This window comes from Bradyrhizobium sp. AZCC 2262, assembly GCF_036924535.1.
In the GTDB taxonomy this organism is placed as follows: Bacteria; Pseudomonadota; Alphaproteobacteria; order Rhizobiales; family Xanthobacteraceae; genus Bradyrhizobium.
Map to the genome: position 1 here is coordinate 2,930,048 of NZ_JAZHRT010000001.1, position 19,273 is coordinate 2,949,320.

The following is a 19,273-nucleotide window of genomic DNA, read 5'->3' on the forward strand; positions in this document are numbered from 1 at the left end:
TTTCGCCGCTTGCGGAGCTATGGATTGCTTCGCTACGCTCGTAATGACGAATAACAACGAACAATAATCCGGAGGAACCATCATGTCCCAGGGCAAACGCATCGTCCTTGCCGCGCGTCCCGTCGGCGAACCCAAGCCATCCGATTTCCGCCTTGAGGAATGTCCAGTACCGACGCCGGGCGCCGGCGAGGTTCTCCTGCGCACCATCTGGCTCTCCCTCGATCCCTACATGCGCGGGCGCATGAGCGACGGGCCGTCCTACGCACAGCCGGTGCCGATCGACGGCGTCATGGAAGGCGGCACGGTCAGCGAGGTGATCGCGTCCAACAATCCCGGCTTCGCCAAGGGCGACATCGTGCTGTCGCGCGCCGGCTGGCAGACGCATGCGGTTTCCGACGGCAAGGGTCTCGCAAAAATCGATCCGAAGATTGCGCCGATCTCGACCGCGGTCGGCGTGCTCGGCATGCCCGGCATGACGGCGTATACCGGCCTGCTCGACATCGGCAAGCCGCAGGCGGGCGAGACCGTCGTCGTCGCCGCCGCTTCGGGCGCGGTCGGCTCGGCCGTCGGCCAGATCGCACGCATCAAGGGCGCGCGCGCAGTCGGCATCGCCGGCGGCAAAGACAAGTGCGCCTATGTCAAGAATGAGCTCGGCTTCGACGATTGCCTCGATCACCGCGAAACCGATTTCCCCGCGAAGCTGAAGTTTGCCTGCCCGGAGGGCATCGACGTCTATTTCGAAAACGTCGGCGGCGCGGTGTTCGAAGCGGTGTTTCCGTTGCTCAACGCTTTTGCGCGCATTCCCGTCTGCGGCCTGATCGCGCATTACAACGACACACAAGCGGTGGCGCCGAAATGGGCGGCGGCGATGATGCGCAACGTGCTCACCAAGCGGCTCACCATCCGCGGCTTCATCGTCAGCGACTTCGCCGCGCGTCATGGCGACTTCCTGCGCGACATGTCGGGCTGGGTCCGCGAGGGCAAGGTCAAGCACAAGGAGTTCGTCACCGAAGGCCTCGACAGCGCGCCGGCCGCGTTCATGGGCCTTCTGAAGGGCGCCAATTTCGGCAAGCAGTTAGTGCGCGTCGGGCCGGACAGGGCGTAAGCCATCACGCCATCTCGGAGAAGATGAAGCATGTCAGGTATCCTTGAAGGCAAGGTAGCTCTGGTGACCGGCGGGGCGTCGGGCATCGGCCGCGCCACCGCGGTCGTGATGGCGCGGGAAGGCGCGCGCGTGGCCGTGACGGACCGCGCCGAGGCTGATGCTGCGGAGACGGTCGGTTTGATCAACGCAGCCGGCGGCCAGGCGATTGCCGTCGGCGGCGACGTGACGCGCGAGGCCGATGTCGCCGCGATGGTCGCGCGCACGGTCGCGGCCTTCGGGCGGATCGACTGCGCGTTCAACAATGCGGGCATCGCCGGGCGTGCCGTCGGTCCGGCAGGCCAGCGCACGCATGAACTCAGCCAGGACGCGTTCGATCGTATGCTGGCGGTGAACCTGACCGGCGTGTTCCTCTGCCTCAAATACGAGATAGCGCAGATGCTGTCGCAGGGCGGTGGCGGCGCGATCGTCAACACCGCTTCCATCGCCGGGCTGATTGGGCTGGCGACCTCGGCCCACTACGTTGCGGCCAAGCACGGCGTGGTCGGGCTGACCAAGAGCGCGGCGATCGAATATGCCCAGGACGGCATCCGGGTGAACTGCGTCAATCCCGGCTATGTCGCAACCCCGATGACCAAGGAGACGATGGAAGAGCGCGGCGAGGAAATCCTCGCCAAGGTTCCGATGCGGCGCATGGGTGTTCCCGACGAGATCGCGGAAGCCGTGGCGTGGATGTGTTCGGACAAGGCATCGTTCATGACCGGCGCGGCGCACGTCGTTGACGGCGGATACTACGCCGCTTGAGGCAAAACGCCCTGAAGGTGAACTGCGGCGCCCGTGGGAGCACGCAAAGTTGACCTAACGGCCACTTGAGGCGGATGGTGGAACGTACCTAACTGATCGCTTGGCTCTGACATCCAATGGAGAAGCCAAATGATCAACTACAAGACTCTGTCGCTGGGCCTGATTACCGCCACGATGCTGGCCGCTACCCCGGTGATGGCTCAAGGGGTTTATCTGGAACCCGGCGTGATCGGCTACAATTATCCGGACTACAACTACGCGGACTACAATTATCCGACCTCCCGCTACGTCACGAGCGGCTACAGCGTCCGGGTAGTTCCCGGACCCGGCTACTATTACGGCAGCCGATATTACCCTGCGCCACGCGTCGGTGCGTTCGCAACAGCACCTTGGGATGACGGCTATTACTCCTCCGGCTATTACCCCTCCTACGGCTCCTATGGGCTCGTTGAGCGGCAGTGGTGAAGCCTTCTGACATGTAGAGCATGATCCGAAAATCCTTTGAGGATTATGCTCAAATCAGAGCGATGGAGCGGGTGACGACTTGAAAGAAGAGTCTCATCCGCTTCATCATCGCCTGCCAATCAGCTCGTCCAGCCAGACGTCGGTCTGGCCGGGCGCCCTGACGTGGCGAACTTCAAAACTATCGGACTGAAAGCGGTACTCGACCAGCCCAACCTCCTTGATGCCGATCCGTTCCTGCATCGCGTCGGAGATGACGAATCCAGCCGATGGCGCCCAGACATGGCGGATATGGCGATAGGTGAAGTCGCGGCGCTGGTGCACGTGACCCGAGGCGACCAGCCGCAAATCGACCGCCGCAAACATATCGATCAGATTTTTGCGCCTGGGTTGCGGCACATAGCGGATCGCCGATGATTCAATCTCGGGATCGTCGGGCTTGTTCAGATAAAGCGGCTTGTGCAGAAACAGCGCGACCGATTTGCCATTTGCGCGTGACAGCTCTGACGTGAGCCAGTCGAATTGCTCGGCCTCGCTGTCGATCCCGGTATTCATGATTAGCGAGTTCAACCCGATAAAGCACCAGCCGGCCTCGTCGAAGCGCCAGCGATCGTTACCGACGACGGAGAGATAATTCTTCCGGCACGCTTCCGTCGCGGGTTGCTTCGGCACGGGGCCGACCGCCGTAGGATTGTCGCCGATATCGTGATTGCCGGGCAAATGGCGGCACGGCACCGGCAACGCGTCGTGCAGTTCCTTTGCGAACTCGAGATCGGCGCGGCTGGTCGGGCCGTCGAAGGAGATATCGCCGCTGTTGACCACGAGATCCGGACGCGTCGCGTCGATGTGTTCGCCGACGCGGTGAAAATTGTCGGTGAGTTTCTGCAGACGGCGCGCGAGGTGGGTATCGGAAATTTGCGTCAGGCGAAATTCGGTCATGCAGTGTTCCTTTCGGTTTGATCATAGCCAAACCCGAAGTCGGAACGATGACGAAAAGCGCCTCAGCGCAGCGTCCGCCGCCAGAACGTTAGCATGTCTGTTTTAAACAGATCATCATCGCCGTCGCGGCTTCCTATTTTCGCGCCCTTGCGGCCATAGCCGGCCTTGAGTGCATAGATCATCAAGTCGCGGTCGGTCAGCTTGCTGTCGGCCACGCCGGTGAGCGGATGGATGAAGGCGCCGTCATTGGCGATATAGGCCGTCGGCGCGGCGGGGGAGACGGACGCCTCGGCGACGTTCTCGATGCCGGTGCCGCGGTCAAAGCTGTGGTGCGCGCCGCCGATCAGCCGCATCGTCGCTCTTCCGCCGGAGAGGCGGATCGCCTGGCAATGGCCCTGCACCTGCATCGGCGAGCACCATTCATCCGCATCGCCCATGATGACGCGGATTTCGGTTTCGTCGACGGATGGATCGATGAACTGATGGCCGCTCCAGGGATAGGCGGCGAGCACGCTGCGGAAGCCGGCACCGGCGCCGACCACCGCATCGGCAAAACGGCGCGTCGCCGCCGTCAGCACCGCCGAGCCGCCGCGGCTGTGGCCTTGCGCGCCGATCCGGGAGGCGTTGATTTCCGGATGCTCCGCCAGCACCTGCCAGGCCGCCAGCACGTCATAGGCACTGGCGGCAAAGGAGAACTGGGTCTGGTTGGCGACGGTGGAGGTCACATCGCGCGCGCCAAAACTGTCGAGGACAATGGCCGCAAAACCGTCATCGACCAGCGTCTCGGCATGTTTGACGTGCGAGGGAGCGACGCCGAGGCTGCCCGGCACCACCATGACCAGCGGCAGCTTTCCGTCAACCTTGCGGCGATCTGTGGGCGGCAGGAACAGCTTGCCGTCGATCGTCAATTTGGGCAGTTCGGCGGAACGGCTGATGACGTGAAAGTAGTTGAGGGGATTTGCCGTGGAAATTTCGAAATTCTGTCCCTTGGCGCCGTTCTTGAAGACGATATTCTGGTCGCGAAATCGCACTGCTACTCTCCTCCGCGGCTGCTCTTGCTGGCAACCCTCAAGGACACAGTAGAGTGCCGGATATTCCCGTCAAAGCAAATGCGCCGTGCGATTTTGCCGAACCAAAAGGGCGTCAAAGCACGCGGTAGCGGATCGCGAAGGCGTCATGGATCTCCGATGTCACCGTGCCGCCATTGACGGGGACGATGCCGTCGGCCAGATGCCACGGCCCGAACTGAGTGGAATGTGATGGGCTCGCCGGCAGCCGCAGCCGGAACGTGCTCTGGGCATGGCCGGGCAGGTTCAGCATCATCACGCGCTCGGTGGTGCGGTAATCGAGCGTCACCGTGCCCCGCAAGATGATGCGGCCGTCGGGGGTGGAGGCCAGCGCGCCCTCGACCTTGGCCAGTTTCTGGTTCCGGTCGGTCCGCAACTCGACCTGGATGTCGGCGGCGCTGGCCAAGGCCGCCTTCGGCAGGCGGATTTCAAATTCCACAGCAGGTTTTGCCGGATTGAGGCCGAGATAGGCCAGTGCCGCGTTCCGCATGTCCGAGATCACGAAGGCGAGCAGCACGAGCACGGCGGAGGCGGCGAGCCCGTGCTTCACCAGATCGCGCCGGCTGCGGTAGCCGCTGCGGAAATAGACTGACAGCGTGATCGCGACCGCCAGCGCCGCGGCGACGCCGGCCAGGGCCGACATGATCACGCCAAGTCCGCCGTCCGGGCTGCCGGCCCCGAATGCCCTGAGAAAGGAGGTCACGGAGTCGCCGGGCAGCTCGGCCGCGTTGGCTGCGCCGGTCAGGATCGGGGAGGTGATGTTCATCGCCTGCTCGCGGGGTTGCTTTAAGGACCGGTTCGAGACCAGAACCATTGGAATTCTCGATAGTTGGTCGCCAAGCCTTGAGCTGTGGTTCAAAGCCTTGAGCCGTGGTTCAAAAGGCTCGTTGGCGGCTTCAAGCGGGCCCGCGAGGTGGATTTGTCAGGCGAGGGCTGCCTCGTTATTGCTTTTAAGGTCTGGTGCAGGTTCCCGGGAGATTCTCATGTCGGTTCAAATGGTTTTGCTGCCGGTCTTCGTGTCGGTCGGGCTCACTTTCTTCCTGATGCTATGGATGGTTACGGCCCGCACCCGCGCGGTGAAGGCCCGGGAAACCAGCCTGAAGGACATCGCGGCGGGGCAGCCGAAATATCCCGCCCGCGTGGCCCAGATCGGCAATTGCTTCAGCAATCAGTTCGAAGTACCCCTCCTGTTCTACTTCCTGATCGCGTTGGCGCTGCCGCTGCGCCGGGCTGATCTCTTCATCGTGCTGATGTCCTGGGTGTTCGTGGTGACACGATTTGCCCATGCCGGCATTTTCGTCACCTCGAACAACATCCAGCAGCGCAGCCTGGCGTGGTTCGCCGGCGCGCTGGTCGTGCTGGCGATGTGGATCTACTTCGCATTGAAGCTGCTGCTTCTGATCTGATCCTTGTTTTGACGCGTTTTCTACGCAGATAAGTTTACGCAATCTGCGCAAACTTGATTGCTGTGCGAACCGGTACCCACTTCGCTTGAAAACGCTAACGGAAAGTTTTGAATGACCCCCGCTGCCCGGCTGTCCGCCGCCATCGAACTGATTGAGACGATCGACGCGCAACGCGTTCCCGCCGCAAAAGCGCTGAAGGAGTGGGGCACCGCGCATCGCTATGCCGGCTCGGGCGATCGCGCGGCGATTTCGGGCCTGATCTGGGACGTGCTGCGGCGCCGGGCGTCGAGCGCCTGGCTGATGGACGCGGACACGCCGCGCGCGCGGGTGCTCGGCATGATGCGGCTCGAGCGCGGCATGAATACCGAGGCCATCGCCGCGCTGTGCGACGGCGGGCGTTTCGCGCCGGAGCCGCTGAGCGAGGCCGAGCGATCAGCGCTCACGTCGCGCACCCTCGACGGCGCGCCGCCGTACATCGCCGGCGATTATCCGGAATGGCTGGATGCGCCGCTGGCAGCCGTGTTCGGCGAGGACCGCGTGGCGGAGGCGACCGCGATGGCGAGCCGCGCGCCGCTCGATCTGCGCGTCAACACGCTGAAGGCCAAGCGCGAAAAGGTGCTGGCTTCGCTCAAGCATCTCGGCGCCCAGCCGACGCCATGGTCGCCGATCGGCCTGCGCATCGAACTCGGCGCCGACGCGCGCAATCCCGGCATTCATGCCGAGGAAGATTTCATCAAGGGCGCCGTCGAAGTGCAGGACGAGGGCTCGCAACTGGCAGCAGCGTTCTCGGCGGCAAAACCCGGCGAGCAGGTGATCGATCTCTGCGCCGGCGCCGGCGGCAAGACGCTGGCGCTCGCGGCGATGATGCAAGGCAAGGGCCGCCTGATCGCGACGGATCACGACAAGCGCCAGCTCGCGCCGATCTACGAACGGCTGTCGCGTGCCGGCGTCCACAACGCCGATGTGCGCGCGCCCAAAGGCGACAGTGATCCATTGGCCGACATCAGGGCCTCCGCCGATCTCGTGCTGATCGACGCGCCCTGCACCGGCACCGGCACCTGGCGCCGCAACCCCGACGCCAAATGGCGAATGCGCCCCGGCGCGCTCGAAGTCCGCCTGAAGGACCAGGCCGAGGTGCTTGATCGGGCGGCCGCACTGGTCAAGCCCGGCGGCCGTATCGCCTACGTCACTTGCTCAGTGCTGCCGAGCGAAAACGGCGAGCGGATCCGCACCTTTCTGACGCGCCATCCGGAGTTTTCGATCCAGCCACCGAACGAGACCGCCGGCGTGCTCTGGGACAAGGCAGAGGATTTTGAGAAGGCTGCGTTGAGGTCGGCCGAAGGCTGGCTGATGACGCCGAGGCGCACGGGCACGGATGGATTTTTCGTGTCGGTGATGAAGAAGGCGTGATCGCGTAGATTCCATGGGGCGGTGAGCGTGCCCTTTCCGGTAGGTTTGGGTTTCCACACTCGAACCATCGGAGAGCCAGATGCAAGCATCGACCGTAGACACGCCCACCGCCGGGCATTGTGGCACGATTTTCGTTGCGATTGAACTGAGCCAGAAGAGCTGGCTGGTAACGCTGCACAGTCCGGACAAAGGCAAGATGTCGCGTCACAAGCTGGAGGGCGGCGATCATGCTGCGCTGCTGGCGCTGATCGGTCAGGTTCGGGAGCGGGCGGCCCGGGCGCTGGGAGCCGTTCCGGCGGTGGTGAGCTGCTACGAAGCGGGCTACGACGGGTTCTGGCTGCATCGGCTTCTGCTGGCTGCCGGGATCACGAACTACGTGTTTGACCCTGCGAGCATAGCGGTGGATCAGCGGGCACGGCGGGTGAAGACCGACCGGATCGATGGCGAGAAGATGCTACGGACGCTGATGGCGTATCTGCGCGGTGAGCCGCAGGTGGTGCGGATCGTGCGGGCACCTGCGCCGGAGCAAGAGGACGCCCGCCGCACCAGCCGTGAACGCGGCCGGCTGATCAAGGAGCAAACCGCGCACACCACCCGGATCAAGGCGCTGCTGCGATTGTTGGGCATGGCGGTGGGGAACCCGCGCCGGCGTGACTGGCTGAGCTGGCTTTCGGCGCAGCGGGATTGGCAGGGCCAGGCGGTGCCGCCACGGATGCTGGCGGAGATCAGGCACGAGCACGCACGGCTGATGCTGGTGCGCGAACGGCTCGAGGAACTCGCACAGGCGTCGGCTCAAGCGGATCCGGCACCTGCGGCGGCGCAGATGACCGAGCGCAGCGAACTGTTGCTCCGGCTCAAATGCCTCGGTCCGGCGTTCGCGACGACGCTGACCAGCGAGGTGTTCTACAAGGACTTTCGTAATCGGCGTGAGGTCGCGAGCTATTTCGGGCTGACGCCCAGTCCATGGCAGAGCGGCGGGACCGACCGCGACCAGGGCATCAGCAAGGCGGGCAATCCACGCGCCCGCTGCGCCGCGATCGAACTGGCCTGGCTGTGGCTGCGGCATCAGCCGGAGAGTGCGCTCACCCGATGGTTCCGCAGCCGCACCCACAACAATGCCAGCAAGCGCAACAAGCGCATCGCCATCGTGGCCTTGGCGCGCAAGCTGATGGTGGCGCTCTGGCGCTACCTCACAACCGGCATGGTTCCCGAAGGAGCCGTGCTCAAGGCCGCGAAGGCGTAAACGTTTCAAGCAACGCGTCAGCGTCGCGGCGTCGGCCGCGGTCAGCGCGGAATGGATGATGACCGTGCCACCCTTGGGCCAAATCAACAGGCCGCTTCGTAGATGGGTCTCATCCTCATGGCTTCCTCGCCGCATGCATGCGGAATGTGGGTACCGGGCTGCAAAACGCCCGACCGGATATGAGGTGATGCAGTGAGATGCTGCATAAATCGCCGGAAGCCAGTTCCTGAGCGCACCGACCGCGGCGGCACGCTGCGCTACGCATGGCTCCGCGCGCCGCCGCTCCACCGAATGCAAAAAATCACATCCAAGCCCCGGTCGGGATGCTTGACTCAAAAGCCCTCATATGAGGGTGGGCAAAGCGAAGCGTGCCCACCATCTCGCAACTCGCTCGATGATGGATGGTGGGCACGTCGCTACGCTCCTTTGCCCACCCTACAGCCCTGCAATCATTCCGGCTGGATATTCGCGTCCTTGACGACCTTCGCCCATTTCTGGATCTCGGCGCGAATGTGATCGGCGAACTGCGATGGTGTTCCGCCGAGGGGATCGACACCCTGGTCCACGAAGCGCCGCTTCACATCGTCCATTTTGAAAATCGCGTTCATCTCGGCATTCAGCTTCTGCACGATCTCCGGTCGCATGCCCGGAGGCCCGACGATGCCAAACCACACCGTTACCTCGTAACCGGGAACGCCGGCTTCCGACACCGTCGGCACGTTCGCCGCGAGCGCCGAGCGCGCCTTGCTGCTGACGCCGAGCGCGCGCAGCTTTTCGCCATGGACCTGCGGCAGCACGTTCGGGGTGTTGTCGAAGGCGATATCGATGTGCCCGCCAAGCATGTCGTTCACCATCGGCGCGCTGCCTTTGTAAGGCACGTGCACGAGGTCGATCCCGGCCATGCTCTTGAACAATTCCATCGACAGGTGGTTGGACGAGCCGATGCCGGTGGAGCCGTAGCTGACTTTGCCGGGATTTTTCTTCGCATAGTCGATCAGCTCCTTCACGGAATTGATCGGCATCGATGGCTTGATCACAAGGAGATTCTGTGTCTGGCCCGCAAAGATCAGCGGTGTGAAATCCTTCACCGTATCGTAGGGCAGGTTCTTGTAGATGCTGGGATTGGCGCCGAACGGAAAGGCTACACCGAGCAGGGTGTAGCCGTCGGGCGCAGCCTTGGCGACGGATTCGGTGCCGATCAACGTGCCGCCGCCCGGCCGGTTCTCGACCACGACGGGAACGCCCCAGGCCTCGCTGAGCTTTTGCGAAACGATCCGCGCCAGCGTGTCGTTGAAACCGCCCGGCGGGTAGGGGACGACGTAGCGGATGGTCCGGCTCGGGTAGTTGTCTTGATCGGCTGGCGTTGCAGCGGTCTGCGCCAATGCAGCCGTGCTGCAGACTAGGAAAGCGAGAAGAGCGCAACAGGCGAAGTGAACAAGGCGGCGTGCGCTCGATGGTACTTCAGCCCGCTGTGGTTTAGACATAGCAAGGTCCCTCGATCAGCGGGTGGGCATTGATGAAGGCTTCATCGATCTCGACGCCAAGCCCGGGTAACTCCGACGGCTTGACGCATCCATCGGCGTCGAGCGTGTAGGGGACGCCGCCGACTTCGTCGCGGAACGGGTTGTGCCTAGCGACATCGCCTTCGAAATAGCCGGGGAGATCGACGGCGGCGAGCGTGTTGATGGTCGCGGCCATGTTGATGCCAGTCGCCGAGGTGTGCGGGTTGTATGACAGCTTCCACGCATAGGCCATGCCGGCAATCCGCATCGCCTCTGTGACGCCACCAGTCTTGGACAGGTCCGGTTGGACGTAGCTCACCGCGCCGTCCTCGATCAGGCGCGTGAACTCGAAACGCGTGTAGTGATTTTCGCCGGCCGCCAGCGGAGTTGTGCCGAGCGATGTCGCCGTCTGGTACGAGCGGTAGTCCTGCGCCGGAAACGGCTCTTCGAGCCATCCGATCTGCAGTTCTTCATAGGCCGGCATCACGCGGCGCACGTCGTCGACGGTATAGCCGGTGTTGGCGTCCACCAGGATCTCGATGACGTCGCCGACCGCTTCGCGGACGGCGGTGGCGCGGGCGACGTCGTCGCGCGGATTGTCGCCGACGCGAAGCTTGATGGCGCGATAGCCTTGCGCGACATAGCCGAGGGCTTCCTGCGCCAGCGATTGCGGCGGCTGGTAGCCGAGCGAAATGCCGCCCGCATAGGCCTCGATCGGCTTTGAAGCGCCGCCGAGCAGCTTGTACAGCGGCCAGCCGGCCGCCTTGGCGCGGATATCCCACAACGCGAGATCGAGGCCGCTCAAGGCCATCGCGGCGGCATAACCCATGCCATGGCTCGCGAGCTGCATCTGGTAGACGCGCTGCCAGACGCCGACGACGTTCATCGCGTCCATGCCGACGACGAGTTCAGATATCGTGGTGTCGATCAGCTTGGCGATCGCACCCGGGCAGCGGCCGTGATGGGCCTCGCCCCAGCCGGTCAGGCCTTCGTCGGTAGAGACCTTGACCAGCACCGCGTCGCGCTTGACGGCGCGGCCGATGCCCAGCCTGACGTTCTGGCCCTCCGGCACGCGGTAGGAGATCGGGACGGCCTTGATCGATGTGATACGCATGTTGGACCTCATGCCGCCTTGTAGGCGGGATTGACGAGATTGAGCGGTTGTTCGCCGCGCAGGATACGAAGCATTTCCTCGGCCGAGCCGACCGCCATCGCGCGGCCGCTGGTGGCGGTGATCCCGGCGGTGTGCGGCGTCAGCAAGAGGTTCGGACAATCGAACAGGGCGTCATTCGACGGCAGGGGCTGCACGTCGAACACGTCGAGCGCGGCACCGCCGATCTTCTGCGCCTTCAGCGCCTCGACGAGCGCAGGCGTCTCGATCACCGCGCCGCGCGAGACATTGACCAGCACGGCGTGGGGCCGCATCCGGGCGATGAGCCCGCGGCTGACCATCCCGCGGGTTTCGTCGGTGAGCGCGCAGCACACCGCGATCGCATCGCTGCGGGCGAACAGGTCGTGAAGCGAGGCTTCCTCGATGCCATCAGGCAGTGCGCCCTTGCGGCGCGAGGTTCCGAGCACTTTCATCCCAAAACCGTCGCGCGCGATGCCTGCAAGGTGGCGGCCGATGGTGCCGACCCCGAGGATGCCGAGCGTTGTGGTGCTGAGTTCGATGAAGCTGTCCGCTGCCGGACGTGCGGCATTCCAGCCTTCGCTGCGCAAGTTGCCGTCCAGGCGGTAGAGCGGCCGGCGCAGATGCATCAGCGCCGACATCACATATTCGGCCACCGCATTAGTGTTGCTGCCCGGCAGGTTGGCCACCGCGATGCCGTGCGCAGTGGCGGCGGCGACCGGGATGAAGTCGAGACCGACGCCGTGCCGGACCATGCCCTTCAGACGCGGCGCATGATCCACAATATCGTCGGGCAGCTTGGCGCGAACGATGATGCCGTCGGCATCCTTGGCCCATTGGCGCAGAGTTTCCGGCCGTGCGTCGGGCGGCACGAGCATTTTGACATGCGGCGCGAGGATTGCTTCGCCGTCGGGATGCATCGCATTGGTCAAGAGGACGATCGGTTTCTCAGGCATGTGGCGCAGATCTTTCCATGATCGGATTGTGCAGGCGGCCAAGACCTTCGACCTCGACCTCGACGGTCGAGCCCGGCTTGAGCCACGCGGGCGGCTTGTGCAGGGCGGCGACGCCAGCTGGTGTGCCTGTGGCGATGATGTCGCCGGGCTCGAGTACCTGTAGCGTGGACAAATAGGAGACGAGATCGGCGACGTCGAACAGCATGGTGCGCGTCGAACCCGATTGCAGCGTGCGGCCGTCGACCTTCAGCGACACCGTGAGCGCGTGCGGGTCCTTCACTTCGTCGCGCGATGCGAGATACGGCCCGAACGGCCCGAACGTCTCGAAATTCTTGCCACGATTGAAATGGCCGTCGGCCTTGATCATCTCGCTGGCGCTGATGTCGTTGAAGCAGCCGTAGGCGACGACGTGATCTAGTGCGCGGTTCTTGCTGACCTTCTCGGCGTGGGTGCCGATCACGGCGGCCAGTTCGGCCTCATAGGTGACCCCGCCGATTCCCCTTGGCAATACGACCGGCTGTCCGCTCCCGATGATGGTGCGCGGCGCCTTCATGAACAGCACCGGTGCGTCCGGTGGCGCCATGCCGCGCTCGGCCAGCGCATCGCGGTAGTTATGCGCAATGCCGAAGATGCGCCGCGGCTTCGGCAGCGGCGCCATCAGGGTAACGGCGCTGAGCGGAAGTTTTGCATCGTCCGCCAGGCCGTGCGCGCCGATGCGCACCACGGCGCCGGCAAGGCCGGCATCGATCAAGGCCAGCATCTGCGGCTTGGTGTCTCGCAGCGCCGCGCGCATCGATGGATGCGCGAGATCGACGACCTGGTCGTTCTCGCCGGAACCATCCCCCAACAGCACGCCGGCGCGTACAAATTCCTTCGTGCTGAAGCTGACGAATTTCATGGCGAGACAACCGGTTCAGGTGACGCGATAACGGTCGATCACGCTGCGATCGACGTCGATGCCGAGGCCGGCGCCGGTCGGGACCGCAATGACGCCCTTGACCTGGTTGATCGGCTCGACGGCCAGATGGTCGCGGAACGGATTTTCCTCCTGCTCGAATTCCAGCATCGGCGGCATCGGAAGCAGGCTCGGCGGCTGGTCCGGTATAGAGGCCAGGAAGTGGATGGTGGCGGCGAGACCGACCGCGGAGCCCCACGCATGCGGCACGCATTCCACGCCGTGCGTCGAGGCCAAGGCTGCGATCTTCTTGCATTCGGTGATGCCGCCCGCCGCGCAGACGTCGGGCTGCACGATGTCCATCGCCTTGCGCACGATGGCGTCGCGAAAACCCCAGCGGGTGAATTCGTTCTCGCCGCCTGCCACCGCCATGTCGAGCGCCCGCGACACCTCGACATAGCCGTCGATATCCTCCGGCGAGATCGGCTCCTCGAACCACTCGATGTCGAGTTCTTCCAGCTTGCGGCCGAGCCGGATCGCGGCGGGCACTGTAAGGCAATGATTGGCGTCGACCATCAGCTTGACGCCGGGGCCGATAGCGTCGCGCACCGCCTTGACGCGCTCGAAATCGCGCTTGATCGAGCCGAGGCCGATCTTCATCTTGATCGCCTTGAAGCCTTTCCGGACGTAGCCCGATGCTTCCTCAACGGCCTCGTCGACCAGCCGGTCCATGTCGGTGAAGTAGAGCCCGGTGGCGTAGGCATCGACCTCGGTGCGGAACGCGCCGCCGATCAGTTTGTGCACCGGCTTGTTGCAGGCCTTGCCGATGATGTCCCACAGCGCGATGTCGATGCCGCTGATGGCGGCGATCGACATGCCTTTCGGGCCGTAATCCTTGATCCGGTTATAGAGATCCTCCCAGATCACCTCGACGTCGAACGGATCGCGCCCGATCACGCGCGGCGCGAGCTGGGTGTCGATGAAGGCTTTTGCGACGACGGAGGGGCCGTAACATTCGCCCCAGCCCGTGATGCCGTCATCGGTCTCGATTTCGACCAGGCAGGTGCCGCGGGTCTTGTAGAGCCAGCCGCGCGAGGAGGTGAAGGGCCGTGCGACCGGGGCTGCAACGACGTGACAGGTGATTTTCTTGATGGGCAAGCGCGTGGCCTTTGTCTTGTGGTGGGCAGGAGAGAGCGGCGACGCCGCCCGTTATTCTTTCTGGTCCTTGAAGACCTGCGCCGCGACCGTGCCGAGCGCGCTTGCGACGCTGTCGACTTCCTTGGTCAGCGCGTCGCCGGTAAGGTCGTCGACGAGGAATGCGTTCTTCTTGGAGAATTCCTTGAAACGCGGGTCCTGGATCGCCGCGCGAAACGCCGTGATCAGCTTGGTCCTGACATCGGCGGGCAGGTTGGCAGGCGCGACCACATAGGCCATCTGGACCACGGGCCCGTAGGGGAACACGTCGAATCCCTTGTCCTTGAAGGTCGGGACATCCGGAAACATCTCCAGCCGTTCGTTGGCGAAGACGCCGATCGGCTTGAGCAGGCCTTCCTGAATCTGCCCGAGCGTTTCCGACGGCTTCAGCACGCCCGAGATCACGTGTCCGCCGATCAGGTCGGCGACCACCTTCGAGCCGCCGGTATAGGGCACGTTGACGTAGCTGACGCCGGCGGCGCGTGCGGTCATCGACGCAAAAATGTGGTTGAGGTTGTAGTTGCCCGGCGTGCCGATCGTCACCTTGTCGGGATTGGCCTTCATCAGCTTGATGAAATCATCGAGCGATTTCTGCTCGGCCTTGCTCGGCACCAGCAGCATCAGGGGATCGGTCGAGACGCGGGCGATGTGGGTGAACTGCGCGTTGGTGAGCGGCGTCTTGCCCTGCGCGATCAGCGCCAGCGTCGAGCTGGTGCCCATGCCGATGGTGTAGCCGTCGGGGGCCGCGCTCGCGACCCGGCGCATGCCGATCGTGCCGGTGGCGCCGACCACATTCTCGATCACGATCTTGATGCCGTGCTCGCGCAGGATCGGATCGAGCGCCCGCGCCGCAACGTCGTTCGAGCCGCCGGCGTTCCAGGGCACGATGAAGGTGATGTCGCGCGAAGGATAGGTTTGGGCTTGGGTCGCGGTGGCCTGAAATGCGGCGAGCGCGCACGCCAGAATAATCGAGCTCTGTTTGAGCATTGTTGTTTCCTCCCGTTTTGATGTTTGTTATAACAAACACCATCGACCGGTCAAGACACCGCGTTTGGAGGAAATTTGCGCCATGCCCCGCGCTGGGATAGCGAGCGTCCGATGACGACGTCACTGAAGCGAATCGAGCGGGAGCCGCTGTGGGATCTCGCGCATGCGCAGTTGCGCGATGCACTGCTGGCCGGCCGGTTCGAGCCCGGCACCGTGCTGACCCTGCGTTTCCTGGCCGAGCAATTCGGCACCTCGATCACGCCGGTGCGCGACGCGGTCACGCGTCTCGTGGCGCAGGGCGTGCTGCAGCAGGGCCCGCGCAATTCGGCGATCGTGCCGAACCTGTCACGCAAGGAATTGGCTGACCTGACGGTGGTGCGCTGCGCGCTCGAAGGACGCGCGGCACGCGAAGCCGCGTTGCAGAAGCATGACGCCGCAGCCCTTCGCCAGCTCGAGGAGCGGCTTTCGAAGATGCAGTCGCTGATCCAGGCGCGAAAGCTCGAAAGCTATCTCGAGCATCACCGCAAATTCCATTTCGGGATTTACGCGATGTCTGGCATCCCGCTGCTGGTCGAGACCATCGAGAACATGTGGCTGCGCTGCGGCCCGGTGCTGTCCTTTGTGATCCCCGAATATGTCGTGCTGTTGAAGGGCTGGGATCATCACACCGCCGCGCTGAAGGCGATCGTGGCCGGCGACGCCGCGCGCGCGGAAGCCGAGATCGTCGCCGACATCACCGAAGCCGCGCATTACCTCGGCGGCCTCGCCGACACGACCGGGCAGTTGCGCCGGCCGGCGATCGCGTAAGAATTAGCCGCAGGCGTTACCCACCGCAGGTCGAACGGCATCGCGAGAAATTGGTGGGTTACGCTGCGCTAAGCCACCCTACGATTTCTCAATCCACAATGAACAGCTTCGCGCCCGTCTTTGTCGACGACCGATGCGCGGCGTCGCCGAAATCCGAGACCTGATAGCTCATGCCCGGCTTGAGCTTGAACGTGCGCCCGTCGCGCAGTTCGCTATCGAGCTCGCCTTCCAGCACGTAGAGCACATGTCCGCGGTCGCACCAGTGATCGGCGAGATAACCCGGCGAATACTCGACCATCCGCACGCGCAGATCGCCGATGTTGAGCGTGCGCCACAGCGCTTCGCCGGTGACGCCGGGATGCGTCGTTGCGGGCATCTGGCTCCAGTCGGTGACGGTGAAGGGCAGTGCGGGAATTTTCATGCGGGGTGATCCTGCGATAAGAGACGTGGTGGTAGCTCACGCCTCCGTCATTGCGAGGAGCAAAGCGACGAACAATCCATTCTTTCTTTGTGTGGCCCGATGGATTGCTTCGCTACGCTCGCAATGACGGCTGTGGCTATGCGCCAGATGATCTCCGCCTAACTACGGTCAGAGTCATCTCCACGTCTTCGGTATTTTATTACCGATCGCCGAGGAAATCCAGCAGCGCGGCATTGAACAGGACTGGATCCTGCAGGAAGGCGAAATGGCTGACATTGGGCAGGATCAGCAAGCGGGCGCCGGGAATCGTTGCGGCGATATATTCCGTGTGCTCGCGCTTGATCCCTTCATCATGGTCTCCATCGACAACCATGACGGGCGACCTGATGGTGCGGAGTTGCGCATCCGTCCAGTTCGGCTGGTTCTCCCACATCTTGCTGACCTGTTCCTGAAAGGCATCGTATTGATCGGGCGTCGATGAAAGGTGCGCATATTCCTGACGCGCGCGCGCCATGTAGGCGGCAAAGACGGGATTCCTGTCGAACCCGTCCTTGAGGCCGGAAGTCTGCGTATTGGCGCCGAACGCGAAGATGCGGCCGACGCGATTGGGATGCCGCATCGCCATGTCCAGTCCGATGATCGCACCGTCGCTCCAGCCCACAATATCGGCTTTCTGGATATTGAGCCTGTCGAGCAGCGCCACGACGTCGTCGGTCATCAGGTTGTAGCCGAACGGCTGGTCGTTGCGCGTGCTGCGCCCATGTCCGCGGCTGTCCACCACGATAACACGGTGATGTCTGGAGAGCGCCAGAACCTGGTTGCCGAGATAGTCGGAATTGGCCAAGCCGCCGTGGAGCACCACGACCGGCGAGCCTTGACCGATCTCGGCGTAGTACAGCCTGATTCCGTTGAGCTTGGCGTGTCCGCTCTGCAGTCCCGGGACCGGGTCCGGTGTCGGCGGCAACGCCTCCCACCGTTCGGCTGCCATAGCTGTGTGCAGCGGCATCGCGAGCACGAGAAAAAACAAAATCAACGCTCGGCGCATCTTCAATCCTGTCGTTGATTATCCGACCAATCTGGATGAGGTAAATTTCAGCCGGATTGCGGCAATGGCGCGGATGGTTACCGATGTAGCCCAATGTGGGTCGGGTGCCGCGCGCGGCCCGTATTTGCCGCCTTTTCCTTCGATTTTGCCCGCTAAAAGACGTGGATGGCCCTGGCCAGGCCCGGCCACGGGGGATTTTCCCGGTTGCGAGCTTGGCCCCCGTCGCGTATCTGCTTGCCATGACAGCCCCACAGAAAGCCCGCGAGTCGACGCCATCAATGGCCTCGGCGCATGACAAGATTCTGATTGTCGACTTCGGCAGTCAGGTGACGCAACTGATCGCGCGCCGGGTGCGCGAGGAGGGCGTCTATTCCGAAATCGTGCCGTTCCAGAAGGCCGAAGCCGCCTTCGACGAGATGAAGCCGAAAGCGGTGATCCTCTCCGGCGGCCCGGAATCGGTGCACGAAAAAGGCTCACCGCGCGCGCCGCAGAAAATCTTCGATTCCGGCGTGCCCGTGCTCGGCATCTGCTACGGCCAGATGACCATGGCCGCCCAGCTCGGCGGCGAGGTCGAGGGCGGCCACCACCGCGAATTCGGCCGCGCCGATGTCGAGGTGAAGGCGGCGAGCAACCTGTTCGAGTCCACCTGGTCGATGGGCGAAAAGCATCAGGTCTGGATGAGCCATGGCGATCGCATTACAAAAATGCCGCCGGGCTTTATGGTCGCCGGCGTCTCGCCGAACGCGCCGTTCGCGGTGATCCAGGACGAGAAGCGAAAATATTACGGCCTGATGTTCCACCCCGAAGTGGTGCACACGCCCGATGGCGCCAAATTGATCCGCAATTTCGTCCGCAAGGTCGCCGGCCTCACCGGCGACTGGACCATGCGCGCCTTCCGCGAGGAGGCGATCGAAAAAATCCGCGCCCAGGTAGGGCGAGGCAGGGTGATCTGCGGCCTCTCCGGCGGCGTCGATTCCGCTGTCGCCGCGGTGCTGATCCACGAGGCGATCGGCGACCAGCTAACTTGTGTCTTCGTCGATCACGGCATGCTGCGGCTCGATGAAGCCAAGACCGTCGTCGACCTGTTCCGGCATCACTACAACATCCCGCTGGTGCATGTTGATGCTTCGAAACAATTCCTCGGCGAGCTCGCAGGCGTCGCCGATCCCGAAATCAAGCGCAAGACCATCGGCCGCCTGTTCATCGACGTGTTCGACGCCGAAGCAAAAAAGCTCGGCGGCGCGGATTTCCTCGCGCAAGGCACGCTCTATCCCGATGTGATCGAGAGCGTCTCCTTCACCGGCGGCCCCTCGGTGACCATCAAGTCGCACCACAATGTCGGCGGGCTTCCTGCGCGCATGAACATGAAGCTGGTCGAACCCTTGCGCGAATTGTTCAAGGACGAGGTCCGCGTGCTCGGCCGCGAACTTGGTCTTCCCGAAATCTTCGTCGGCCGCCATCCATTCCCGGGCCCCGGCCTCGCCATCCGCTGCCCCGGCGACATCACGAAGGAAAAACTCGACATCCTGCGCAACGCGGATGCCGTCTATATCGACCAGATCAGGAAGCATGGCCTCTACGACCAGATCTGGCAGGCCTTTGCCGTGCTGCTGCCGGTGAAGACGGTCGGCGTGATGGGCGACGGCCGAACTTACGAATACGTCGTCGGCCTGCGTGCTGTGACGTCAACCGACGGCATGACCGCGGACTTCTACGCCTTCGACATGAAATTCCTCGGCGAGACCGCGACGCGAATTATCAACGAGGTGAAGGGCGTGAACCGGGTGGTGTACGACGTGACGAGCAAGCCGCCCGGGACGATTGAGTGGGAGTGAAGGGGAGTACCGTGGAGTAGTATCGGATAGCAGAGGACACGCGGGCGTATCCTGTGCCATCGACAGTAG

At 63.5% G+C, this 19,273-nt stretch carries 19 protein-coding genes; 8 read left to right on the forward strand and 11 right to left on the reverse strand.

What is annotated here, in order from left to right; translation table 11 throughout:
* Positions 1 to 82: 82 nt before the first annotated feature.
* The 3 genes from V1283_RS13675 to V1283_RS13685 all read left to right on the forward strand — a co-directional run bounded on the left by V1283_RS13675 (position 83) and on the right by V1283_RS13685 (position 2,371).
* Positions 83 to 1,105 (forward strand): NADP-dependent oxidoreductase, encoded by a 1,023-nt coding sequence (locus tag V1283_RS13675; protein ID WP_334387004.1) that lies wholly within the window; start codon positions 83 to 85, stop codon positions 1,103 to 1,105.
* 30 nt (positions 1,106 to 1,135) lie between these two features.
* On the forward strand, positions 1,136 to 1,906 hold the full coding sequence (locus tag V1283_RS13680; protein ID WP_334387005.1) for an SDR family NAD(P)-dependent oxidoreductase: 771 nt from the start codon (positions 1,136 to 1,138) through the stop codon (positions 1,904 to 1,906).
* Positions 1,907 to 2,035: 129 nt separating this feature from the next.
* Positions 2,036 to 2,371: a hypothetical protein gene (locus V1283_RS13685; RefSeq protein ID WP_334387006.1), complete on the forward strand. Its 336-nt coding sequence runs from the start codon at positions 2,036 to 2,038 to the stop codon at positions 2,369 to 2,371.
* Between the two features lie 105 nt (positions 2,372 to 2,476).
* Here the strand turns inward: V1283_RS13685 and V1283_RS13690 are convergent, their stop codons facing one another.
* From V1283_RS13690 to V1283_RS13700, 3 genes are all read right to left on the reverse strand, one after another.
* Positions 2,477 to 3,307 carry a metallophosphoesterase family protein gene (locus V1283_RS13690; protein ID WP_334387007.1) on the reverse strand — a complete coding sequence of 277 codons (831 nt, stop codon included), beginning with the start codon at positions 3,305 to 3,307 and terminating at the stop codon, positions 2,477 to 2,479.
* Between the two features lie 62 nt (positions 3,308 to 3,369).
* Complete coding sequence (locus tag V1283_RS13695) at positions 3,370 to 4,338, reverse strand: dienelactone hydrolase family protein (protein WP_334387008.1); 969 nt, start codon at positions 4,336 to 4,338, stop codon at positions 3,370 to 3,372.
* Positions 4,339 to 4,450: 112 nt separating this feature from the next.
* Positions 4,451 to 5,140 (reverse strand): acriflavin resistance protein, encoded by a 690-nt coding sequence (locus V1283_RS13700; protein WP_334387009.1) that lies wholly within the window; start codon positions 5,138 to 5,140, stop codon positions 4,451 to 4,453.
* A gap of 217 nt (positions 5,141 to 5,357) precedes the next feature.
* Between V1283_RS13700 and V1283_RS13705 the strand changes: the two genes are divergently transcribed.
* The 3 genes from V1283_RS13705 (at position 5,358) to V1283_RS13715 (ending at position 8,433) form a co-directional block, all read left to right on the forward strand.
* On the forward strand, positions 5,358 to 5,780 hold the full coding sequence (locus V1283_RS13705; protein ID WP_334387010.1) for an MAPEG family protein: 423 nt from the start codon (positions 5,358 to 5,360) through the stop codon (positions 5,778 to 5,780).
* A gap of 111 nt (positions 5,781 to 5,891) precedes the next feature.
* Complete coding sequence (locus V1283_RS13710; RefSeq protein WP_334387011.1) at positions 5,892 to 7,190, forward strand: RsmB/NOP family class I SAM-dependent RNA methyltransferase; 1,299 nt, start codon at positions 5,892 to 5,894, stop codon at positions 7,188 to 7,190.
* A 79-nt stretch (positions 7,191 to 7,269) separates the two neighbouring features.
* Complete coding sequence (locus tag V1283_RS13715) at positions 7,270 to 8,433, forward strand: IS110 family transposase (RefSeq protein WP_334385105.1); 1,164 nt, start codon at positions 7,270 to 7,272, stop codon at positions 8,431 to 8,433.
* Positions 8,434 to 8,882: 449 nt separating this feature from the next.
* On the opposite strand, the gene V1283_RS13720 is transcribed toward V1283_RS13715, so the two are convergent.
* The 6 genes from V1283_RS13720 to V1283_RS13745 form a co-directional block, all read right to left on the reverse strand.
* Positions 8,883 to 9,815, reverse strand: coding sequence for a Bug family tripartite tricarboxylate transporter substrate binding protein (locus V1283_RS13720; RefSeq protein ID WP_334387012.1), 933 nt, complete (start codon positions 9,813 to 9,815; stop codon positions 8,883 to 8,885).
* A gap of 94 nt (positions 9,816 to 9,909) precedes the next feature.
* Complete coding sequence (locus V1283_RS13725; RefSeq protein ID WP_334387013.1) at positions 9,910 to 11,049, reverse strand: mandelate racemase/muconate lactonizing enzyme family protein; 1,140 nt, start codon at positions 11,047 to 11,049, stop codon at positions 9,910 to 9,912.
* An 8-nt stretch (positions 11,050 to 11,057) separates the two neighbouring features.
* Positions 11,058 to 12,020, reverse strand: coding sequence for an NAD(P)-dependent oxidoreductase (locus V1283_RS13730; protein ID WP_334387014.1), 963 nt, complete (start codon positions 12,018 to 12,020; stop codon positions 11,058 to 11,060).
* A complete protein-coding gene (locus V1283_RS13735) occupies positions 12,013 to 12,918 on the reverse strand; it encodes a fumarylacetoacetate hydrolase family protein (protein WP_334387015.1) in 906 nt (301 codons plus the stop codon). The genes V1283_RS13730 and V1283_RS13735 overlap by 8 nt, the downstream gene beginning before the upstream one ends.
* 15 nt (positions 12,919 to 12,933) lie before the next feature.
* Positions 12,934 to 14,073 carry a mandelate racemase/muconate lactonizing enzyme family protein gene (locus V1283_RS13740; RefSeq protein WP_334387016.1) on the reverse strand — a complete coding sequence of 380 codons (1,140 nt, stop codon included), beginning with the start codon at positions 14,071 to 14,073 and terminating at the stop codon, positions 12,934 to 12,936.
* Positions 14,074 to 14,124: 51 nt separating this feature from the next.
* Entirely contained in the window at positions 14,125 to 15,096 is a 972-nt protein-coding gene (locus tag V1283_RS13745) for a tripartite tricarboxylate transporter substrate binding protein (RefSeq protein WP_334387017.1), read from the reverse strand.
* 111 nt (positions 15,097 to 15,207) lie between these two features.
* Between V1283_RS13745 and V1283_RS13750 the strand changes: the two genes are divergently transcribed.
* A complete protein-coding gene (locus V1283_RS13750) occupies positions 15,208 to 15,903 on the forward strand; it encodes a GntR family transcriptional regulator (RefSeq protein ID WP_334387018.1) in 696 nt (231 codons plus the stop codon).
* 88 nt (positions 15,904 to 15,991) lie between these two features.
* On the opposite strand, the gene V1283_RS13755 is transcribed toward V1283_RS13750, so the two are convergent.
* Together V1283_RS13755 and V1283_RS13760 are read right to left on the reverse strand one after the other, a co-directional pair.
* The gene (locus V1283_RS13755) at positions 15,992 to 16,324 is read right to left on the reverse strand and encodes a DHCW motif cupin fold protein (protein ID WP_334387019.1); all 333 of its coding nucleotides are present in this window, start codon (positions 16,322 to 16,324) and stop codon (positions 15,992 to 15,994) included.
* Positions 16,325 to 16,523: 199 nt separating this feature from the next.
* Positions 16,524 to 17,369, reverse strand: coding sequence for an alpha/beta fold hydrolase (locus tag V1283_RS13760; protein WP_334387020.1), 846 nt, complete (start codon positions 17,367 to 17,369; stop codon positions 16,524 to 16,526).
* Between the two features lie 239 nt (positions 17,370 to 17,608).
* On the opposite strand from V1283_RS13760, the gene guaA reads away from it, so the two are divergent.
* Complete coding sequence (gene guaA, locus V1283_RS13765; RefSeq protein ID WP_334393049.1) at positions 17,609 to 19,204, forward strand: glutamine-hydrolyzing GMP synthase; 1,596 nt, start codon at positions 17,609 to 17,611, stop codon at positions 19,202 to 19,204.
* The last annotated feature ends 69 nt before the right edge of the window (positions 19,205 to 19,273 follow it).